Source organism: Archangium gephyra (assembly GCF_042230915.1).
Taxonomy (GTDB): Bacteria; Myxococcota; Myxococcia; order Myxococcales; family Myxococcaceae; genus Archangium; species Archangium gephyra_B.
The window spans coordinates 11,028,729-11,048,798 of sequence record NZ_CP102578.1; the positions used below are offsets into that span (position 1 = coordinate 11,028,729).

At 69.6% G+C, this 20,070-nt stretch carries 15 protein-coding genes; 10 read left to right on the forward strand and 5 right to left on the reverse strand.

The features are described 5' to 3' along the window. Window positions 1–39: 39 nt before the first annotated feature. Entirely contained in the window at window positions 40–3,615 is a 3,576-nt protein-coding gene (locus NR798_RS43515; RefSeq protein WP_375768511.1) for a protein kinase, read from the reverse strand. A 143-nt stretch (window positions 3,616–3,758) separates the two neighbouring features. Here NR798_RS43515 and NR798_RS43520 point away from each other — a divergent pair, with 143 nt between their 5' ends. The 5 genes from NR798_RS43520 (at window position 3,759) to NR798_RS43540 (ending at window position 8,394) form a co-directional block, all read left to right on the forward strand. Continuing rightward, complete coding sequence (locus tag NR798_RS43520) at window positions 3,759–4,172, forward strand: tetratricopeptide repeat protein (protein WP_375768512.1); 414 nt, start codon at window positions 3,759–3,761, stop codon at window positions 4,170–4,172. A 522-nt stretch (window positions 4,173–4,694) separates the two neighbouring features. Continuing rightward, window positions 4,695–5,342 carry a hypothetical protein gene (locus tag NR798_RS43525; RefSeq protein ID WP_375768513.1) on the forward strand — a complete coding sequence of 216 codons (648 nt, stop codon included), beginning with the start codon at window positions 4,695–4,697 and terminating at the stop codon, window positions 5,340–5,342. A 110-nt stretch (window positions 5,343–5,452) separates the two neighbouring features. Then, complete coding sequence (locus tag NR798_RS43530; protein WP_375768514.1) at window positions 5,453–7,048, forward strand: tetratricopeptide repeat protein; 1,596 nt, start codon at window positions 5,453–5,455, stop codon at window positions 7,046–7,048. 78 nt (window positions 7,049–7,126) lie between these two features. Beyond that, on the forward strand, window positions 7,127–7,714 hold the full coding sequence (locus tag NR798_RS43535; RefSeq protein ID WP_375768515.1) for a TIGR02265 family protein: 588 nt from the start codon (window positions 7,127–7,129) through the stop codon (window positions 7,712–7,714). Window positions 7,715–7,731: 17 nt separating this feature from the next. Continuing rightward, entirely contained in the window at window positions 7,732–8,394 is a 663-nt protein-coding gene (locus tag NR798_RS43540) for a phosphoribosylanthranilate isomerase (protein ID WP_375768516.1), read from the forward strand. Window positions 8,395–8,893: 499 nt separating this feature from the next. Here the strand turns inward: NR798_RS43540 and NR798_RS43545 are convergent, their stop codons facing one another. Both NR798_RS43545 and NR798_RS43550 read right to left on the reverse strand, forming a co-directional pair. Further along, window positions 8,894–9,478, reverse strand: a complete 585-nt coding sequence (locus NR798_RS43545) for a CDP-alcohol phosphatidyltransferase family protein (RefSeq protein ID WP_375768517.1) — start codon at window positions 9,476–9,478, stop codon at window positions 8,894–8,896. A gap of 213 nt (window positions 9,479–9,691) precedes the next feature. Then, window positions 9,692–10,510, reverse strand: coding sequence for a hypothetical protein (locus NR798_RS43550; protein ID WP_375768518.1), 819 nt, complete (start codon window positions 10,508–10,510; stop codon window positions 9,692–9,694). 87 nt (window positions 10,511–10,597) lie between these two features. Here NR798_RS43550 and NR798_RS43555 point away from each other — a divergent pair, with 87 nt between their 5' ends. From NR798_RS43555 to NR798_RS43565, 3 genes are all read left to right on the forward strand, one after another. Next, entirely contained in the window at window positions 10,598–12,475 is a 1,878-nt protein-coding gene (locus NR798_RS43555) for a von Willebrand factor type A domain-containing protein (RefSeq protein ID WP_375768519.1), read from the forward strand. 98 nt (window positions 12,476–12,573) lie between these two features. Further along, window positions 12,574–14,121: a dienelactone hydrolase family protein gene (locus NR798_RS43560; RefSeq protein ID WP_375768520.1), complete on the forward strand. Its 1,548-nt coding sequence runs from the start codon at window positions 12,574–12,576 to the stop codon at window positions 14,119–14,121. A gap of 305 nt (window positions 14,122–14,426) precedes the next feature. After that, on the forward strand, window positions 14,427–14,906 hold the full coding sequence (locus tag NR798_RS43565; protein ID WP_375768521.1) for a transposase zinc-binding domain-containing protein: 480 nt from the start codon (window positions 14,427–14,429) through the stop codon (window positions 14,904–14,906). On the opposite strand, the gene NR798_RS43570 is transcribed toward NR798_RS43565, so the two are convergent. Then, window positions 14,903–15,475 carry a hypothetical protein gene (locus tag NR798_RS43570; RefSeq protein WP_375768522.1) on the reverse strand — a complete coding sequence of 191 codons (573 nt, stop codon included), beginning with the start codon at window positions 15,473–15,475 and terminating at the stop codon, window positions 14,903–14,905. The two genes, NR798_RS43565 and NR798_RS43570, sit on opposite strands and share 4 nt — an antisense overlap. A 566-nt stretch (window positions 15,476–16,041) precedes the next feature. Between NR798_RS43570 and NR798_RS43575 the strand changes: the two genes are divergently transcribed. Together NR798_RS43575 and NR798_RS43580 are read left to right on the forward strand one after the other, a co-directional pair. After that, entirely contained in the window at window positions 16,042–16,662 is a 621-nt protein-coding gene (locus NR798_RS43575) for a DNRLRE domain-containing protein (protein WP_375768523.1), read from the forward strand. A 42-nt stretch (window positions 16,663–16,704) separates the two neighbouring features. Next, window positions 16,705–17,310: a 2,3-diphosphoglycerate-dependent phosphoglycerate mutase gene (locus NR798_RS43580; RefSeq protein WP_375768524.1), complete on the forward strand. Its 606-nt coding sequence runs from the start codon at window positions 16,705–16,707 to the stop codon at window positions 17,308–17,310. 383 nt (window positions 17,311–17,693) lie between these two features. Here NR798_RS43580 and NR798_RS43585 read toward each other — a convergent pair whose 3' ends face one another. Beyond that, entirely contained in the window at window positions 17,694–20,030 is a 2,337-nt protein-coding gene (locus NR798_RS43585; RefSeq protein WP_375768525.1) for a kelch repeat-containing protein, read from the reverse strand. Between the last annotated feature and the right edge of the window lie 40 nt (window positions 20,031–20,070).

A 20,070-nucleotide genomic window follows, 5' to 3' on the forward strand; every position in this document is an offset into this window, starting at 1 on the left:
CTTCGGGAGAGGGAGAAGGAGTCACTTCCCTGAAGGGACTCAAGGCCCGCTGGACTGGAGGCGCTGGAGGGTGCTGCCCCACTCCCGTTGAAAGCCCGGGTTGGTGGAGAGCGCGCTGGAGAGATCCTCCCGGGCCCGTCCGCGCCACTCCTGCTTCTGTCCCGGGGTGGCGGAGGGGAGCGCCGCCTGGAGCGCGAACAGACTGCCGCGCAGGAGCCGGGCGTCTGGCCACCCGGGCCGGACCGCGAGGAGTTGCTGGGCCAGTTCCAGCCCGCGTTGCAGCGAGGGACCCGGGTCCTGCTTGCCCTGCATCAGGCGGGTGGACCAGCGGCGGAGGAAGTGCCCGAAGCCGATGCGGAACTCCTGCCGCTCCGGAGCCAGCTCCAGCCCCTTCTGGAACGCCTGGAACGCCTCCTCGGAGTCCTGGGAGCGCCCTCCGGAGGTGAGCGCCCTGGCCCCCAGCGCCTCACCCAGCGAGTACCAGGCCTCGGCGTAGGCCGGATTGAGCGCGAGGGCCCGCCGCAGCGACGCCTCGGCCCGCGCGCTGCTGGGGCGGGGATCCCTCCCGTGGTCCAGCTCGAACGTGGCCAGGATGGCATGGACCATGCCGCGGTTGGCCAGGGCGCCCGCGTTCTCCGGAAGCCACTGGAGCGCCTGCCTCAGGGCCTCGTCGGCCGCGCGCACGCTCGGGCCGGGCTCCTCTCCCCGCGCGCGCTGGTACAGGGCCCGGTGGGCGAGCACCTCGCTGAGGTTGATGTGCCCGTAGCCGCCCTTCGGCGAGATGGCCACGGACTGCTCGCAGGCCGCCCGGGCCTGGTCCAGCGCGGGGAACGGATCCCCACCGCGGTCCCAGCCCGCCTGCGCCTGCTGGACGAGCGTCAGGCACAGCCCATTGTGGAGCAGGGGAATGCCGGGGCCCAGCTCGAGCCCCTTGCGGAACATCTCCGCGGAGCGCTCCAGCGAGGGGCCGGGCTCACCTCCCGAGCCGCGCAGCCGCTGGGCCACGAGCGCGTGCACCAGCCCCCCGTAGAAGTAGACCACCACGTGACCGGGGTTGAGGCTCCGGGCCTTGTCCAGTGCCGCCACCGCCTGGGTGAGGTCCGCGTCCGGCGCCGGGGCCCGGGGATGCGAGGCGCGGGTGTAGTACGCGATGCCCAGGTTGATCCACCCCTCCGGCACCTGGCCGTCGCGCTGGATGGCGGCGAGATAGGAGTCGATCGACTTGCCGTACGCGGGCAGCGGATCCGCGCCCACCTGCTCCTCGTAGTCAGCCCACGTCTTGTAGACCAGGCCCAGGTTGAGCAGGAAGTCCTGGTCCCGCTCCTCCGGGGCGATGCGCTCGAAACTCTCGACGGCCGCGCGCAGTTGCTCGCGAGGATCCAACGAGTGGCTCTGGCGGGTGTAGCCCCAGATCCACCAGGCCTGCCCCAATTCCAGCCGGGCCTTCGTGCTCGAGGGGGCGAGCTCCAGCGCCCTACGCGCGGCGGTCACGGCCTTCTCCGGCAGCGTCTCCGAATAATCACCCAGGTTGCGTTGGTGCTCGGCGAGCCGCCGGTGGAGGCGGGACTCCAGCACGAGCGCGTCGGAATGCTCCGGCATGGCCGTGAGCGCGCGGGAGACGGCCTGGAGGGCCTGGGTATAGCGGGGAGTGACGTCGCCCTTGCCGTAGAGTTCCAGGACGAGCGCGCCGTACTCCAGCTCTCCCTGGGCCGTGTGGATGGAGGCCACGCTCTCGCCGATCTCCGCCGCCTCGGCGTAGGCCTTGCGGCCCGCCTCGAAGTCCGCCAGCGCGCCCGCGTGCTCGCCCTGGTTCCACTGCCTCATGGCGCGGGCCAGGAGGATGTCTCCGCGCAGCTTGGGAGCCTCGTGGAACCACGAGAGCCCGGTGCCAATCGCCTCCAACTGGGCGAGGGCTTCGTCCCACCGGTTCTCGTAGAAGGCGAGCAGCGCCGCCACATACGCGGCGGAGGGAACCTCGGCCCCTTCACTCTGGCGGAGCCAGGCCAGCGCCGGCTCCCGGTAGCGGTGCTCCACCTCGCGCTTGCGAACCTCCCGCCGCTCGGGGTCGCGGAGGCGCTCGGCCTCCAGCAACTGCTCCTGGTATTGGTGCCCCGTCACCAGCGCCAGCGCGTAGGCCACCCGGGGCTCGCGGAAGCCGTGCTTCCAGGCGGCTTCGAGCGACTCGCGGGCCCTCGCCTCGTCTCCGAGCGCGAGGTGGCCGCGCCCCAGCGCGTAATGACCGGGCCCCACGGCATGCTCGCCCGCCTCGTGGATCTCCGCCTCGAGCGCCGCCATGCGCGCGCGGATGACCCGCCGGTCCACGCGCGTGTCGTGCAAGTGGGCGAGGTCCGAGTAGCGCGCCAGCGCCTCGATGCGCTCCACGGACTCGGTGAAGCGCCGGGCCAGCCGCTCGCGCACGGTGGCCTCCCGGCGGGCCAGCCCCGCCTGGCCCAGGGCCAGGAGCACGAGCACGGCCGCCACCGTGGCCACGGTGGCCACGAGCCGGTGCTTGTGGAGCTTCTTGCGCAGGCGGTACCAGGCCCTGTTGGAGCGGGCCCGTACCGGCTCGCCCGAGAGGAAGCGGTCGAGCTCCTCGGCCAGGGCGCGCGCCGAGTCGTACCGGGCCGAGCGCTCCTTCTCCAGACACTTGAGCGCGATGGCCTCGAGGTCCGCGGGGATGTTTGGATCCACCGCGCGCGGGGGCCGCGGCTCCACCTCGAGGACGTTCTTGAGCACCTCCAGCCCGTTGCCACCGGGAATGGGCGGGAGGCCCGTCAACACCGTGTAGAGGGTGGCGCCCAGGCTGTAGACGTCCGCGCGGCGATCCAGGCTGGAGACCTCGCCGCGGGCCTGCTCGGGCGACATGTACTGGGGCGTGCCCATCACCGCGCCGGTGACGGTGGACCCATCGTTCCAGTCCCGCGCCAGCCCGAAGTCCATCACGTAGGGGCGCAGCGTCCCGTCCTCCGCGCGCTCCACCATGATGTTGGAGGGCTTGAGGTCCCGGTGGATGAGGCCCACGCGGTGCGCCTCGTGCACGCCCTCGGCGGCCTCCCGGAGCAACAGCGCCTTCTGCTCGACGGACAGCTCGCGGGCGAGCGAGCTCAACGTCCGCCCATCGATGAACTGCATGGCGATGTAGACGCGCCCCTGGACCTCGCCCACCTCGTAGACCTTGCACACCCGCTCGTGGTTCACCCGCGCCTGGGCCCTGGCTTCGGAGAGGAAGCGCTGGGTGAGCCCGGGCTCGTCCCCCCGGACGAACTTCAAGGCCACGTTGCGGTTGAGCCGCGGATCATGCGCGAGGAAGACCCGCCCCATTCCTCCCTCACCGAGGAAGCGCACGCACTGGTAGCGCTCCCAACCGCTGACGGGAAAGACCGGGACCTCGGGAGCGCGCTCGTCCCGGGCCTCGGCCAGTTGGGGCGTGGCGCCCCGGACCTGCGCCATCATCGAGATGAGCGTCCCCTCGGACAGCCGGCCCCGCTCCCGGAGCAGTGCCAGGGGACTGCGCTCCAGGCGCCGGGCCTCCTCGCGGAGCTGCTCCGCCTCCTCCTCGGAGACAAGGCCCTCGGCCAGGGCCGCCCGCAGCTCGACGTCGAAATCCGGATGCATGGAGAAACGCTCCTCGGGGCCCATCCTACTGACGGCGGTTCCAGCCAGGTAGCGCGTGCTTGGAGGCCCTCCGCGGAACTACGGTTCGCTCCATGTTGCCAGGACGCACGGAGTGTCCTGCCCATCCCGCTGGGGAGCACGGCATGGCTGGTCTTCATGGAAGCGCGGCACGGCGCGGCGTGGGGCTCTGCGTCGTCATCGGCTTGCTGGGGGGATGTGCCACGGGGCGGCCGGGAGGCGGGGAGTTCCAGGACCTCTCGTGCCGGCCGCCGGTGGAGCTCTTCCCGAAGGAGTGCACGGACGACGATGCGGACAAGTGCGTGCTCAACGGCGTGAGATACGAGGAGGGACTCGGAGTCGCCCGGGACGTGCGCCACGCCGCCACGCAGTATGGGAAAGCGTGCGAGGGCGGAGCGCCCCTGGGTTGCGTCTTTCTGGGCATGCTCTACGCGAAGGGCAACGGAGTCCCCCAGGACGAGCGCCGCGCCGCCGCCCTGTTCGACAAGGCCTGCAAGGGCGGGGTGGAAGCGGGTTGCACCGCCCTCGACACGTTCTGATTCTGGAGTTCCAGAACAGACATTCACTGTTGAACCGGACGTGGTGGAAGGGTGCCCATGCGGCGTGACAGGTTCCACCTGAAATGGCTCATCGCCGCCTTCGCGGCGGGCCTCGTGCTACTGCTCTGGGCCACCCTTTCGCCCTCCTCGGATTCCGCCGGAGGGCCTGCTGCTCCTCTTCTCGCGAGCCACCGCGCGGCCCTCGACACCTCCACCCGGGAACATCCCTCGGATGAGGCCACTCCCCGTGCTGTGCGGGCCTCAGGGGTGGAGTCAACCCCACCGCCGCCACCCGTTCCACGCACGGACACACGCTTCGCCAGCTTCGCCCCGGCCTCCTCTACGACTACGGCGCCCCTTCCCCTCGCGTCCGAGGAGCTCTCTCCCGATGGGCTTCCCGCGGCTGCCACGCACTGCACCTGGGACGGCGGCTTCCTGAAGTGTGGAAGCTGCCAGACCAGCGGTGATTGCCCCCCAGGACAAGGGTGTCTGGTCAACCGGGAGACGCGCCGCCTGGAGTGCATGGCCTCCGAATGCGAGGAGGACGCGCACTGCTTTCCCGGATTCACCTGCCGCGCGCTCAAGACGGGGACCTCCAGCACCCCCATCCGCCGCTGCGTCCCCGTGGGCGAGCGGCGCGAGGGCGAGAGCTGCGACGCGGACTACATCTCTCGCACCGGGGCCTGCCGCGAGGGTCTGCGGTGCATCCAACAGGTGTGTACGGTCCCCTGCCAGCTCGAAGCCCCCGCGGCTTGCCCCTCCGGCCATACCTGCACGGACGACCCGGACGGTCCGGGCTGCGTGCCGGACTGCACGAAGCTCGGATGCCCCCAGGGACAGCAGTGCAAGCGCTTTCCCGAGGGCAACAGCCGGTGCCTGGCACGCGTCTCCGGCTCCTGCCCGGAAACACCGTGCGCCGAGGGCGAGCGCTGCATGGTGGACAGCAGCCGGGGCCGCGGCACCTTCTGGTGTGCCCGCGTCTGCAATCCGCTCCGGCCAGACAGTTGCCCCTCGGACCATGTCTGCGGGTGGGCGGGAGGCACCCGGAGCGCGTGCTTCCGCCGGTGCGACCACCGGGACCTCGACTCCTGTGGCCCGGGCTGGATGTGCGCCACGGTCGCGGAAGATCTCTCGCAGTGGGGATGCACTCCGTCCGCGTTCGAACCCTGAGGCCTCGCGCCTTCAGCTCAGTAGCCCCCGGTGACTCCGAGGGGCTAAGGTTCGCGCTGTATGACCACGGTGCGTGGAGCGTCCTGGCCATACCCGAGGGGGGGAATGTCATGTCTGGATATGGAATCGTGGCACGGCGGAGCGTGGGACTCTGCGTCGTCATCGGCTTTCTGGGTGCATGTGCCACGGCGAGGCCGGGGGGCTCCTCCTCCGAGATGACGCCGGGTGAAATGGTGCGGCACTTCACCGAGGAGTGCGCGAGCGGCCATGCGGAACAGTGCGTGAACCTCGGCATGAGCTACATGGAGGGCCTTGGCGTTCCCCAAGACGCACGCCGCGCCTCCACGCTGTTCGAGAAGGCCTGCGCGGGCGGGTCTGCCCAGGGTTGCCACAACCTCGGCGTGCTCTACACGAAGGGCAACGGAGTCTCCCAGGACTCACGCCGCGCCTCCACGCTGTTCGAGAAGGCCTGCGCGGGCGGGAATGTCCAGGGTTGCCACAACCTCGGCGTGCTCTACACGCAGGGCCGCGGAGTCTCCCAGGACGCACGCCGCGCCTCCACGCTGTTCGAGCAGGGCTGCGCGGGCGGCTCGGCCATGAGTTGCAACGCCCTGGGCCTGCTCTACGTGAAGGGCAGCGGAGTCTCCCAGGACGCGCTCCGCGCCGCCGGACTGTTGGAGAAGGCCTGCACGGGCGGAGAGGCCGAGGGTTGCCACAACCTCGGCGTGCTCTACACGGAGGGCCGCGGAGTCCCCCAGGACGCGCGCCGCGCCGCCACGCTCTATGAGAAGGCCTGCGCGGGCGGGTATACCTCGGGTTGCTACAACCTCGGCTCGAGCTACGCGGAGGGCCTCGGAGTCCCCCAGGACATGCGCCGCGCCGCCGCTCTGTTCCAGAAGTCCTGCGAGGCCGGGTCGGCCCCGGGGTGCAACAACCTCGGCGTGCGCTACATGAAGGGCCTCGGAGTCCCCCAGGACGAGCGCCGCGCCGCCGCCCTGTTCCAGAAGTCCTGCGAGGCCGGGTTGGCCCCGGGGTGCAACAACCTCGGCATGAGCTACATGGAGGGCCGCGGAGTCCGCCAGGACGCACGCCGCGCCGCCGCCCTGTTCCAGAAGTCCTGCGAGGGCGGAGAGAGCGAGGGTTGCTACAACCTCGGCGTGCGCTACATGGAGGGCAGTGGAGCCCCCCAGGACGCGCGCCGCGCCGCCGCCCTGTTCGAGAAGTCCTGCGAGGCCGGACTGCTCCAGGGGTGCAACAACCTCGGCGTGCTCTACGACGATGGCCGCGGAGTCCCCCGGGACGCGCGCCGCGCCGTCGCCCTGTTCGAGAAGTCCTGCGAGGGCGACTGGTTCTCGGGTTGCTTCAACCTCGGCATGAACCACGAGCAGGGCAGTGGAGTCCCCAAGGACGAGCGCCGCGCCGCCTCCCTGTATGAGAAGGCCTGCGAGGGCGGGGTGGCCAGGAGTTGCTTCAACCTCGGCACGCTCTCCTTCGAGGGCCGCGGAGTCTCCAAGGACGCGCGCCGTGCCGCCGAGATGTTCGAGAAGGCCTGCGAGGGCGGCGTCGCCCCGGGTTGCTACAACCTCGGCGTGAGCTACGTGAAGGGCAGCGGAGTCTCCCGGGACAGGCGCCGCGCCGCCGAGATGTTCGAGAAGGCCTGCAAGGCCGGGGAAGCCCAGGGGTGCACCGCCCTCGACTCGCTCTAGGCCCCCCTCCGCCAGAAAACGGATTCCCGGCCGCCCCACCTTGGTGGTAGGCACCCGGCTGTATCCGCAGGGGGCATCATGGACACCAGTGAGGCGCTGCAACTCCGCATCCGGGCGGCCACCGAGAAGGATGTGCTGCTCGGCATGTTCTTCGACAGCTCGATGGAGAACCTCCAGCGCCAGCTGGGTCACACCGAAGCCGAGGCCATACGCAAGGAGGTCTTCGGCTCCCGCAACATCGTGAGCTTCTTCCGCTACCCGGTGGCCGACCTCCTCAAGCTGGCCGACCTCGGCGTGAAGCGCAGCAAGAGCAGCTCGCGCAGCTACAACGAGTCCATCGCCGAGTTCGGCCGCGCCGCGGTGAACTACTTCTTCGACTCGCAGGCCGGCAAGATGATGTCCTTCCTGTCCGGCGACGAGCCCCACCGCCTCATGGCCAGCTCCCCCGCCGCCTACAAGGCCGTCACCGCCTTCGGCGAGCGCTCCTATGAGCGCGTGAGCCCCCGCTCCGGCCGGCTCATCTGCCACGGCGAGCTGCTCGGCGCGGCCTGGACGCAAGGCGTCGTGGAGCAGGCCCTCCTCAAGGCCGCCAAGGTGACCGCGCGCGTCCGCATGGAGGTGAAGAACCCCTCCGCCAGCGACTTCATCGCCCACGTGGAGTGGTGAGCAACCCGGAGCCCCTCATGGAAGCGAGCAGCACCCCGCGCATCAAGATCTGCTGCATCTCCAGCGTCGAGGAGGCCCACGCCGCCATCATGGCCGGTGCCTCCGCGCTGGGGCTCGTCTCGTCCATGCCCAGCGGGCCCGGCGTCATCTCCGAGCCGCTCATCGCGGAGATCGCCGCCAGCGTGCCGCCCCCCATCGGCACCTTCCTGCTCACGTGCGGCCAGGATGCCCGCGACATCATCGCCCAGCAGCGCCGCTGCCGGACCAACACCGTGCAGCTGTGCGACCGGCTCACCACCGGCAGCTACGCGGAGCTGCGCGACGCCATGCCCGGCGTGTCGCTCGTCCAGGTCATCCACGTCACCGGCGAGGAGTCCCTCGCGGAGGCCCTGAGCGTGGCGCCCCACGTGGATGCGCTGCTGCTCGACTCGGGCAACCAGTCCCTCGCCGTGAAGGAGCTGGGCGGCACCGGGCGCGTGCATGACTGGGCCATCAGCCGGCGCATCCGCGAGCAGGTGCGCGTGCCCGTGTTCCTCGCTGGCGGCCTGCGTCCGGAGAACGTGGGCGAGGCCATCCGCCAGGTGGGGCCCTTCGGCCTCGACCTGTGCAGCGGCGTGCGGACCGAGGGCAGGCTGGACACCGCGAAGCTCGCCCGGTTCTTCACACAGCTGCGCGCCTGAGACGGGGGCACGCGCCTGAATCGTCTCAGCGCGGACACCCACCCCTCGTTCTGGCCGCGAGCGGTTTGACCGCGCTGGCCGCCGCGGCGCACCCTGCTTGGGAATTCCAGGTACCGGGGGGTACTCATGAGGCTCGCGAAGGGGACGCTTCGCCGTGGGCGGAGGGTGTAGACCCATGCGTCCCGACAAGCCACGGCTCAGCAAAGGGGAAGTCGCCGTATTGAGTGGAGGGCTCGGCCTGTTGTTCTGGGCCACGGCCCTTGTCGCACTCTCGCCGAACGCTCCTGGCGAGCAGCTCGACACTCCCCCATCCCCATCACGTGCTGAGGGCGAGCGCTGCAACCCGCTCCAGCCAGAGAGCTGTCCCCCAGGCCATGTCTGCGACACCGGAGGCGGTGGCACCCGCACCTGCTCCCGCGCCTGCGACCCCACGGCTCTCGATTCCTGCGGCGAGGGATGGATGTCGGGGTATCGACCCACCCTCGAGCCGTAAGCCGCCTCACCCCACCCCTCTGCCGGTGGGCGAGGGGATGTTGGGGAGGGTGGGACCACGAGGGCCCTGGCGCGTCCGCTTCCTCCACACCGTGGCCGTGTAGTCCACCACCGCCGCCAGCGCCGTCACGCCCACCGCGATCACCAGCGGCCTCACCAGCACCGGCACCACCAGCACCGCCAGCAGCGCCGCCAGTTGCAGCGTCGTCACCACCTTGCCCAGCATCCGCGCCTGGAACTTCACCGGGCGGAAGCTCGGCACGATGCGCGCCACCACGAACCCCAGCCCCGTCGCCACGTCGCGCACCACCAGCGTGCCGAACTCCACCGGCGTCAGCTTCCCCTCCACCAGGAAGGTCCCCAGCGCCACCATCACGAAGGCCCGGTCCGCCAACGGATCGATCAGCGCTCCCCAGTACGACTCCAGGTGCCGGTGACGGGCGATCCACCCGTCCAGGAAGTCCGTCAGCCCCGCCGCCACCACCAGCCCCACCCGGGCCAGCGGGTCCTCCATGAAGACGAAGATCACCGCCAATGGCAGGCGGCACAGGGACAGCGCGTTGAGGAGCACCAGGCTCGTTCGGCGGCGCATACCTCCGGAAGGTAGGAATGCCTCCCGTCCCCTGCATTCCGCGCGGAGAGCCCGTGCTCGCTCCCCTGCCTCCTCATGGCTCCGAGGGCGGCACCTCGTACAGGCGCTGGGCCCCCGCGATCCGCCTCATCCCAGTGGAAGGAGCCAGCCAGGCAACCCCTGGCAGGGCCGCCCAGGCGCTCAGGCGTTGGCGCGGACGCGGCATGGTGGGACTCAGCCCGCTGCCGTCTCCGGAGGCTCCTCGGCGGGCGGCGAGCCGTACAGGCCTCTTGCTCCGGCGAGACGCAGCAGCGCCATTCCCAGGGGGAAGATGAAGAACAGCGCCACCACGAACCCCCCGTTCGCGAGGGCCATCCACACCAGGAAGAGCGCGGCCGCCAACCAGGCCAGGCCCGGCAGCACCACCGCCCCCAGCATCAAGTAGTGCAGCCAGCGCCTGCGCAGCACCGGCGCGGAGTCCGCCAGCAGGGCCGGGATGAACGAGGTGAGCGACACCACCAGGACCCAGAACAGGGACACGTCCACCTCCCCGGAGGAACCGCTGGACAGGAAGAAGAGCGCGGGCAGCACCTCCAGCCCTCCCGCGATGCCGACCAGCCCTCCCCCCGCCCCATCGGGCGAACGGGCTTCCGCGAAACGAGCCACTCCGCGTCCGGTGCCCCGCGCCTCGGCGTACAGCTCCGGGGGCACTTCCAGCGCGTACGGAAAGCCGAGCTCCGCCAACCGCAGCACCGCCACGTGGCCCACCTTGCGCCCACCGCTGCCCAGGTACTCGCGGACCTCCGTGTCCTGCATGATCTCGTGCAGCAGCTCCGCCCGCTCGCGAGCACTCTCCCCCGGCTCCAGCGGCCGCGCGAGCCCACTCAGCAGGGCATCCACCTCGGCGCGGGCCGCGCCCGGAGTGCGCACCTCCTCCAGCAGCGAGCGCGGGGACGGTGGCGGCTCGGCCAGGCCCACCGGCTCGGCGAGGTCTCCCGGGACCTCGTCGAGGGTGGCTTCAGGGACACGAACGGTGGAGCGTGAACGTTGCACGGTGGCCCCAGCATAGCCGGGAACCCGCCATGCGCGCCGTTGTCCAAGGGCTCCGAGAGACGAACCCACCCAGTCTGGAGGCAGTCCATGAGGCGGAGCCCCCTCGCCGTCACGGGAGTCGTGTGCGCGCTGGCCGTTGGAAGCTGGACGCTCGGCGGATGCCAGCGCTCCGAGGAGCACAAGGCGCCGCCCGAGGTCCGCAAGCAGGAGAAGCTCGCGGCCCCCGCCGAGACCCAGGAGAAGGCCAAGAATCGGAGCGACGAGGGCGCCATGGCCCGGAAGGAGGCGCCGCCGGCCGCTCCCCCCAAGACGCCTCCCCAGACCCCGGCCGCGCAGCTCTTCGGCGCGGGCAGTGGTGGCACCGCCCAGGGACTCGGAGGGCTCGGCCTCAAGGGCAGTGGCGGCGGCGGAGGTGGCATCGGCGACACCATCGGTATCGGCTCCATCGGCACCAAGGGCCGGGGCGGCGGTGTCGCCTATGGCGCAGGGGGCGGCGGCATGGGCGTGGGGCCCACCCTCAACGGCAAGGGTGGCGTGCGCGCTCCCACCGCCCACTTCCCCGCCGAGCCGCCCGCCGGCAACACCGAGCAGTACAGCGATCACGGCGTGAATCCCTTCGTCACCGCCGCCGAGGACCGGCTGTCCACCTTCTCCATCGACGTGGACACGGCCTCCTATACCCTCGCCCGGCGCAAGCTCCTCGAGGGCACGCCGCCACCCCGCGAGGCCGTGCGCGTGGAGGAGTTCCTCAACTACTTCCGCTACACCTACCCCGAGCCCGAGGGCACCCCGCTCGCCGTGCACCTGGATGCGGCGCCCTCGCCCCTCACGCCCGGCCGCCACCTGCTGCGCGTGGGGGTCCAGGGCAAGCGCCTCAGCGTCTCCGAGCGCAAGCCCGCCCACCTCACCTTCCTGGTGGACGTCTCCGGCTCCATGCAGTCCCCCGACAAGCTGCCGCTCGCCAAGCGCTCCCTGCGCATGCTCGTGGACAACCTGCGCGATGGGGACTCCGTGGCGCTCGTCACCTACGCGGGCGGCGTGAAGCTCGCCCTGCCTCCCACCGGCCTGGAGCACAAGGCCCTCATCCACGCCGCCATCGAGGAGCTCACCGCTGGCGGCTCCACCGCCATGGCCTCCGGCATCCAGCTCGCCTACGAGCAGGCCCTGAAGAAGCTCGACGGCCACTCCGTCTCGCGCGTCCTCATCCTCTCCGATGGCGACGCCAACGTGGGCCCCTCCTCCCATGAGGAGATCCTCAAGCTCATCCGCGGCCACGTGAAGGAGGGTGTCACCGTCACCACCGTGGGCTTCGGCATGGGCAACTACAAGGACACGCTCATGGAGCAGTTCGCCGACCAGGGCAATGGCAACCACTACTACGTGGACTCGCTCATGCAGGCGCGCCGCATCTTCCAGGAGCAGCTCGGCGGCACCCTGGAGGTCATCGCCCAGGACGTGAAGCTCCAGGTGGAGTTCGACCCCGCCCAGGTGGCGCGCTACCGGCTGGTGGGCTACGAGAACCGCGACATCGCCGACCGCGACTTCCGCAACGACAAGGTGGACGCGGGAGAGATTGGCTCCGGCCACACCGTCACCGCGCTCTACGAGCTGGAGCTCAAGCCCGGCGCGGGCGAGGGCCTCGCCACCGTGCGCCTGCGCGCCAAGCGGCCCCGGGGCGAGACGGCCTCGGAGCACGTGTACCGCTTCCCCGCCCGCGCGCTCGCCGCCTCCTTCCCCGAGGCCTCCACGGACCTACGCTTCGCCACCGCCGTCATGGGCGCCGCCGAGCTGCTGCGCCGCAGCCCCCACGCCGAGCGCTGGAGCATGGACGAGGTGCTCGAGATCGCCCGCGGGGCCACGCCCGCTGGCAACGCCGAGCGCGAGGAGTTCGTATCGCTGCTGAAGCGCGCCCGTGGGCTGATGGGCAGCGTGGCGAAACGGGACGGCCAACCGGACGCGCACTGAGACGCGCTCGCGACGTGGCCACACCGCGAGTGGACGGCGCCACGGCTCCGGGTGGACGCCCTGGTTTTGCGGTATGGATGGCGCCAATCGAGGCTCTGATGCGTTCACTTCTCCTGCTGTTCCTGTGCGGTACGGCGTCGCTCGCCCACGCCGCGTCCAACTTCACCTTCTCCAATGCGCGAGGTGACCACGGCGTCGGCCTGCGCGTCGTGCACCAGTACGACTACGCGCGTGCCTACAAAGGCGATATCGACGCGACCACCGGCCTGCCCACCCGAGGTGAGCGTGCTCGGCCGATCCAGACGGTGGTCTGGTATCCGGCGTCGAAGGGCGGAACACCGGTGGTCGTCAACGACTACCTGCGGCTGTCCGCGACCGAGGAGGTGTTCGAGCGCAGTGACGCCGAGATCACCGCCGCGACGGCCAACGTCAGGGTCGGTGTCCTGGGGGCCGACGCGTTGCCCCGGGAGACCACCCGCCCGATGTGGGCGGTGCGCGACGCGAAGCCGGCAGCCGGCCGGTTTCCGGTGGTCATCTATGCGCCGAGCTTCAACGCGTCCCCGACTGAGAATGCCGACCTGTGCGAGTTTCTCGCCAGCCAGGGGTATGTGGTGCTCGCCAGCCCGGACATGGGCGCACATTCGCGCGCGATGACCGACGATCTCGAAGGCATCGAGACCCAGGCGGCGGATATCTCGTTCCTGATTGGGTATGCGCACACCTTGCCCCAGGCGGATACCCGCAAGATCGCCGTGATGGGATTCAGCTGGGGCGGTATGTCGAACGTGTTCGCGGCGGCGCGCGATAGCCGGATCAAGGCGCTCGTCAGCCTGGACGGTTCGGTGCGCTATTACCCGGAGTTGGTGGAGGCCGCCAAATACGTGACTCCTTCGCGGGTGGCGGTGCCGATGCTGTACATGGCGGCGCAGCCCCCCACGCTGGAGCAATTGATCGCGCGCGGGAAGACGTCACCCGTCAGCGTCCTCAACAACCTGAAGTACTCGGACGCCTACATCGTCACGATGCACCCGATGGTGCATCCCCACTTCTCGTCGGCCTTCCTGCGTTTCACGCCGGCGGCTGCGTTCACGGACTACTCGCAGGAGGAAGTCTCGCTGGCCTATGGCTGGATGGCGCGCTACGTGTTGCAATTCCTCAACGCCTATCTGAAGAACGATGCCGCGGGCTTGGCCTTCCTTGGCAATACAGGCGTGAAGAACGGTGCACCGCCGCACATGATTTCGGTCGACGCGCGCCGCTCCACCGGAGCGCCACCGACGCAGGAAACGCTGGCCGTCGAGCTGGCCAAGCGTGGCTTCGAACATGCGCACGATGCCTATCAGGCCCTCCGCCAGCGCGATCCGCAATTCGAGCTGAGTGAATCGCGGATCAACAGTTGGGGTTACGACCTGCTGCGCAAGCACAAGAACCCCAAGGCGGCCATCGAGATATTCAAGCTGAATACCCTCCTGCATCCAGAGAGCAGCAATACGTTCGATAGCCTGGCCGAGGCGTATGAAGTCAACAAGGACACCGAACTGGCCATCAAGACCTACCAGCACGTGCTGACCCTGGAGCCCACGCATGCCAACGCGGCCCAGCGCATGAAGGTGCTGGGGCGCACGGGCAGCAGCGCGCTCGAGTAGGACGACAGGCCGGGGGGCCCACGTCCCACGCTCCCCCAAGCCAAGTTGTCCCCGACGGGATTCGAACCCGTGGAGGAGGGTTGCCCTAAACCCGCGACGGCACACGCCCTTCGAGGAATCGCGAGTGAATCCGGGACACTTCGAGTCCACGGGGAAATCCTCGGCAGTCCCACCTGTCCCTCCGAGTCCCCTCCAATCCTGGAGACATTTTGGAGACAGAACCAGGGGCGCACGGTGCTCCAGGGAGGTTTGTGGGAGCACAACGGTAACGTGTGCCCTGGCGAGGTGTAGCTGGGGAGGGGCAAGTGGAGGAGCGCGGGTGGGCGTACCGGAGGAGGCAGCCGGAGGGGACGGTGCCGTACGAGGCGGTGAGGGACAACCTCACCACGCTGCTCGCGGAGGCGAACGAGGTGGGGAGAGGCCTGCCCCGGTATGTGGAGCGGGACTTCGCCAGGTACCTGGAGTGCGGGGTGCTGGCGCACGGCTTCGCACGGGTGCGCTGCGAGAGTTGCAAGGACGAGCTTCTCGTCGCCTTCTCGTGCAAGGGGCGAGGGGTGTGCCCCTCCTGTAACGCGAAGCGGGCGCAGGTGACGGCGGTGCACCTGGTGGAGCGGGTGCTGCCGCATGTGCCCTACCGTCAGTGGACGCTGTCCTTTGCGCACCGGGTGCGGTGGGTGCTGCTGAAGGAGGCGGGACTGCTCTCCGACGTCCTCACCGTCTTCCTGCGCGCGGTGTTCGCATTGCAGCGCAGTTACGAATCGTCTGACCCCTTGCCCGAGACCTAGCTGCCCGAAACCTGGCTGGGCATCGTCAGGAGGCTACCGCTCACGTCCTGGGTCTCCAGCCCCTTCAGTGACGGATAACGCTTCTGGAAGGCAGCGGTGGTCTCCTCATAGTTGTTCTCGAAGTCATCAATCCGCCAGGCGCAATACCTGCCGTCACCGCGCGTTTGACCGTGGAAGTCTCCGATGTAGTAGGCCTTTCCCGGCTCGACCCGGAAGCTTTGTACCTCCTTGGCCGACCACCCCGGGCTCCAGCCGATGATGCCGCCGTCCACGTCGGAACAGACCGTCTGCTTGATGGAATACGTGCCGGGTTTCACAGCGTAGACCCTGGCATCTCTGTCCAGGAACTGGATTCGGAGCTGGTTGTCATCTGATGCGAGGACGAGCCCCATCCCATGAACATAGTACCCGGGCTCCCAGATGCTGTAATCGAAGCGTCCGTAGATATAGCCAGCTTCGGAATCCACCTGTGCATTGCGCCTCAAGTAGGGAGAGAATTTCCCCGCACCACAGGCCGTTGCCAGTTGAAGCAGCGCTACTGCACACGTGAGCTGGAGTGTCCTGTTCATCCTCGAATCGTCCTTGCCGTGACGGGGGTGTCCTCGCCAAGCATCCTACTTGAGCCGGGGCAGCCAGCTGAGTCCCATGCCGAAGGCGTTGCCCGAGGAGTCCACCGAGGTTCCGGGCACCGAATTGAGCCTGCCCCGGTTTTGTGGCTCTCCCGCAGTTTGTGTGAATCCTGGGCGCATACGGATGGCTGCAAGAGCGAGGCTCGCCTGCTCGCTACTGCCGAACCACACGAAGTGCGGGAGAGCCACAAAACCGGGGCAAGCCCAGAAAGCACCGGGGCCGGAAACCGCTGAAGTTTCAGCAGCTTCCGGCCCCAGTTTCAGTGTCCCCGACGGGATCCGAACCCGTCGGGTGCCCCACACGGCCCTGCCCCGGAGGACGGGAGCAGGCGCCACCACGCCCCACGCTGCCCACGCGCCTGCACCCCGAGGGCAACGTGCCTTCCCCCAGTGAGCGCACCACGGCCCCACGCGCACGGGGTTTCGCGGATGAGTCGGGTTTGTCGGGCGCCCACCTGCTGGCATCCCCGGTGCACCACTCGCGGGCGGAAAAGCAGGGGGGATGCATGAAGCAAGGTGTGCGCTGGGGTGTCAGGGGTGTCACCGGGTGGGCGGTGCTGGCGCTGCTGGCCGGGTGCGGTGAAGACGCGTCGACGAGCGGGCAGGAGGTGGGCCCAGGCTGCCGGGACGCCATGGAGCTGGGGACGGGGATGCTCGCCTGCGGGCTCGCGGCGGACGCCTATGCCGAGGAGGCCCTGCCGCAGACGAACTACGGGGTCTCGCACAAGCTGGTGGCGGACAACCTCAACCGGCGCGCGGCGTTCCTGCGCTTCGAGGTGCCCACGCTGCCAGCGCCGGTGCTCCGTGCCACCCTGCGCCTGTACGCGATGGATGGCAGCACGGACGGGCCGAAGCTGTACCCGGCCTCCACAGACTGGAGCGAGGACTCGCTCACGTGGGAGCACTCCCCCGTGTTGACGGGCGCGCCGCTGGGCGACGTGGACGCAGTGCCCAACCACAGCTGGGTGGAGTACGACGTGACGGCCGCGGTGAAGGGCAGTGGCGTGTATGGCTTCGCCCTCGTCACCGAGTCGCGCAACGGCGTGGACTTCGCCTCGAAGGACCACGCTCGCAAGGAGTGGGCGCCCCGGCTCATCCTGACGCTGGAGGATGCGCGCCAGAAGTGAGGCGTTTACAGCGCGGCCCGGGTTGAAGTAGGGGGCGCGCCTATGCCCATCCTCGCTCTCGTCCGACACGGACAGTCCCTGTGGAACCATGAGAACCGCTTCACCGGCTTCGTGGACGTGCCCCTGACGGAGAAGGGCCGCGCCGAGGCCCGGCAGGCCGCCGAGTCCCTCAAGGGCCTCAAGTTCGACGTGGCCTATACCTCCGCCCTCACCCGCGCCCAGGAGACGCTCGGCCTCATCCTCGAGTCGCTCGGCCAGCGCATCCCCGTCATCCGCGACGCCGCCCTCAACGAGCGCCACTACGGTGACCTCCAGGGCCTCAACAAGGAGGACGCCGCCAGGCGCTGGGGCGATGACCAGGTGAAGAAGTGGCGCCGCTCCTATGACATCCCGCCCCCCAATGGCGAGTCCCTGGAGATGACCGCGAAGCGCGTGCTGCCCTTCTACGAGCGCGCCATCAGCGGCGACCTGCGCCTGGGCAAGAACGTGCTCGTGGTGGCCCACGGCAACTCCAACCGCTCCCTGGTGATGAAGCTCGACAAGCTCACCGGCGAGCAGGTGGTGGGCCTGGAGCTCGCCACCGGCGTGCCGCTCGTCTACGAGCTGTCCGCCGAGGGCGAGGTGCTCGGCAAGCGCACCCACGGGTAGGGAGCCAGCGCCCGCAAAAACTTCGGGGAGGAGCCGCCCCCAAGCAGCTCCTCCCCGCGGCACTACCCCCGTACAGCCCCAGGCACTACCCCCGAAGAGTCCCCACTCTTCACCCTTCCGTACTGCTCCCCCCAACCCCCCCAACCCCTACCCGCCGCCCTCGACCGACCCGCCCGTCCTGCCCCACCCGCCCGTCCTACCCACCCAACCCGTCCTGCCCCACCCACCTTACGCAGCGGACATAGAGCATCCCGCGTGCCAGCGTGGTTCTCGGACAGGAAGCCTGTGATTTCAGGGGGTTGGTGCGACATGCCCTCGGGGGCAGGGCCGGAACCGGTAGGAAGTACAGCGGTAGGAGTTACAGAGGAGGGGTCCAACCCGGGTCAGGGCGTGTACAGCTCCGCCCCCGCGAGGAAGCTCCCGTTGTTCCCCCCCGAGACGAGCACCTGGCCGTTGAGCAGCGGCGTCGCCGTGTGGCCGAAGCGAGGTGTGGCCATGGCGGCGGCCACGCTCCAGGTGTCCGAGTCCGGGTCGTACACCTCCGCGGACGAGGCGGGGGGCGAGCCGGAGCTGCTCCCCGAGACGAGCACCTTGCCGCTGAACAGCAGCGTCGCCTTGAGATGCGGGTGAGGTGAGGCCATCGAGGCGGCGGCGCTCCAGGTGCCCGAGGCGGGGTCGTACAGCTCCGCCGAGGCGAGATGGCTGCTCCCGTCGTATCCCCCCAAGACGAGCACCTTGCCATTGGGCAGCAGCGTCGCCGTGTGCCCCACGCGAGCCGAGGCCATGGGAGCGGTGGCGCTCCAGGAGCCCGAAGCCGGGTCGTACACCTCCGCCGCATTGATGTTGGTGGTCCCCCTCCCATCGATACTTCCCCCCGCGACGAGCACCTTGCCGTTGGGCAGCAGCGTCGCCGTGTGCCCCGCGCGACCTGAAATCATGGAGCCGGTAGCGCTCCAGGTGACAGAGGCCGGGTCGTACACCTCCGCTGACCCAAGGGGGCCGCGATGCCATCCCCCCGAGACAAGCACCTTGCCGTTGGGCAGCAGCGTCGCCGCATGGGCGTTGCGAGCCGAGAGCATGGGGGCGGTAGCGCTCCAGGTGTCCGAGCCCGGGTCGTACACCTCCACCTCCGCGAGGGGAGTGCTACCACCGGGGTATCCCGCCGAGACGAGGACCTTGCCATTGGGAAGCAGCGTCGCCGTGGTCTCGAAGCGAGGGATGGCCATGGAGGCGACAGTGCGCCAGGTGCCCGGGCCCGGGTCATACACCTCCGCCGCATTCGTCGCGGCGAGGCCACCGAGGTGTCCTCCCAGGACGAGGACCTTGCCCGAGGAGAGCAGGATGGCGATGGAACTATCGCGCGCCACGGCCATGGAGCCCGTGGGGGCCCAGCCAGGCGCGCACGCCGGCAGGCCCGAAGGGACGAAGGGGATGGAGGCCGAGAGGCCGTAGGCATTGGTGACGACAGCGGTGATGGTGGGAGGCACACCCGTCACGGCGCAGGCAGGAGCCGTCCACACGACGCGGCTGCTCGTGGCGGTGCTCTCCGCCGCGGCCAGCGAGCCGGTATTGGCCGTCCAGGCAAACGTCAGGGAGCTGTCCTGGGGGTCCCTGGCGGTGACCTCGAAGGAAACCGTCTTGCCCGGGGCGCCGGAGGAGGACTGGTTGAAGGAGGTGAAGAGGGGCGGGAAGCGCTCGAGGGAGGGGGTGGTGACGCAGAGGTTGAGGGCACCCTGGGTCTGCCCACCGCGGCCGTCCTGGACCGTGACGGTGAGACGGCAGTTGTTGCAGGCGCCGGCTGGCACGGAGAACGGGACGAAGGTGGCGGTACTGGAGGTCGCATTCGTCCAGGTACCCGGGCAGGAGCCGGAGGCGGCCCACTGGTAGGAGAGCGCATCCCCATCCATATCCGAGACAAGGGCGGAGACCTCGGTGGCCTGTCCCGCGTCGAGCTGGGTGAGGGTGGCCGAAACCTTGGAGACCACGGGCCAGTGGTTGAAGGAGATGTCGAGCTGGGCGTTGGTCGAGTCGCCGGAGACAACACTGACGGCGATGGAGACGGACGCAGCGGCCCCCTGGGAGTCCGTCACGGTCAGGGTGAGGACCTGGACACCCAGGGAGGAAGGCGCTGTCCAGGAGGTCATGGCGGCACTGGGGTCCGAGAAGGAGCCGCGGGTGGCGGTCCAGGCCCAGGTGAGGGTGTCGCCCGCGTTGGGATCATGCGCCGTCGCCCTCAGGGGGATAGCGCCGCCTGCCTTGACGGAGGTGGGGGAGGCGACGACGGAGTCGATGAGGGGGGTCTCATTGTCGTAGGGCGTCGGTGGAGGCGTCTGCTGAAGGGTGATCGCGACGGCCGTGGTCTGGTTCGGGGAGATGGAGACGTCGGACACCCGCCCCTGGAAACGAAGGGTGCCGGAGGCGTCGAAGGCCTCGGCGAGGAAGGAGCGGTTGGTGCCAGCGGGAATGCCGCTGATGAGCCCACCCCAGGAGCCGCTGGACGGGGCCAGGTCGGCGACGAGGGGTGACATATCGAAGGCGGAGACGGTCACCTTGACGCGGGTGACGTCCCCCGCGGAGAGGGCCTGCTGGACGGAGGCCGCGAATTGGACGGAGCCGGTCGGCTGAGAGGTGCAGGCGGCAAGGCAGAGCAGCAGCCATGCGGCGAGGCCAGGAAGACGTGGGTGTGTTTGCAAGGTTTGTCCTGCGGAGGGGGTGAACATGAAGCCCCGGCACGCCGAGCCTCAGCAGCGCCGTGCCTCA

Bases quoted from the DNA above. Each gene is read 5' to 3' on its own strand.
- NR798_RS43515 (WP_375768511.1), bottom strand. From the start codon at position 3,615: ATGCATCCGGATTTCGACGTCGAGCTGCGGGCGGCCCTGGCCGAGGGC.
- NR798_RS43520 (WP_375768512.1), top strand. From the start codon at position 3,759: ATGGCTGGTCTTCATGGAAGCGCGGCACGGCGCGGCGTGGGGCTCTGC.
- NR798_RS43525 (WP_375768513.1), top strand. From the start codon at position 4,695: ATGGCCTCCGAATGCGAGGAGGACGCGCACTGCTTTCCCGGATTCACC.
- NR798_RS43530 (WP_375768514.1), top strand. From the start codon at position 5,453: ATGTCTGGATATGGAATCGTGGCACGGCGGAGCGTGGGACTCTGCGTC.
- NR798_RS43535 (WP_375768515.1), top strand. From the start codon at position 7,127: ATGGACACCAGTGAGGCGCTGCAACTCCGCATCCGGGCGGCCACCGAG.
- NR798_RS43540 (WP_375768516.1), top strand. From the start codon at position 7,732: ATGGAAGCGAGCAGCACCCCGCGCATCAAGATCTGCTGCATCTCCAGC.
- NR798_RS43545 (WP_375768517.1), bottom strand. From the start codon at position 9,478: ATGCGCCGCCGAACGAGCCTGGTGCTCCTCAACGCGCTGTCCCTGTGC.
- NR798_RS43555 (WP_375768519.1), top strand. From the start codon at position 10,598: ATGAGGCGGAGCCCCCTCGCCGTCACGGGAGTCGTGTGCGCGCTGGCC.
- NR798_RS43560 (WP_375768520.1), top strand. From the start codon at position 12,574: ATGCGTTCACTTCTCCTGCTGTTCCTGTGCGGTACGGCGTCGCTCGCC.
- NR798_RS43570 (WP_375768522.1), bottom strand. From the start codon at position 15,475: ATGAACAGGACACTCCAGCTCACGTGTGCAGTAGCGCTGCTTCAACTG.
- NR798_RS43575 (WP_375768523.1), top strand. From the start codon at position 16,042: ATGAAGCAAGGTGTGCGCTGGGGTGTCAGGGGTGTCACCGGGTGGGCG.
- NR798_RS43580 (WP_375768524.1), top strand. From the start codon at position 16,705: ATGCCCATCCTCGCTCTCGTCCGACACGGACAGTCCCTGTGGAACCAT.
- NR798_RS43585 (WP_375768525.1), bottom strand. From the start codon at position 20,030: ATGTTCACCCCCTCCGCAGGACAAACCTTGCAAACACACCCACGTCTT.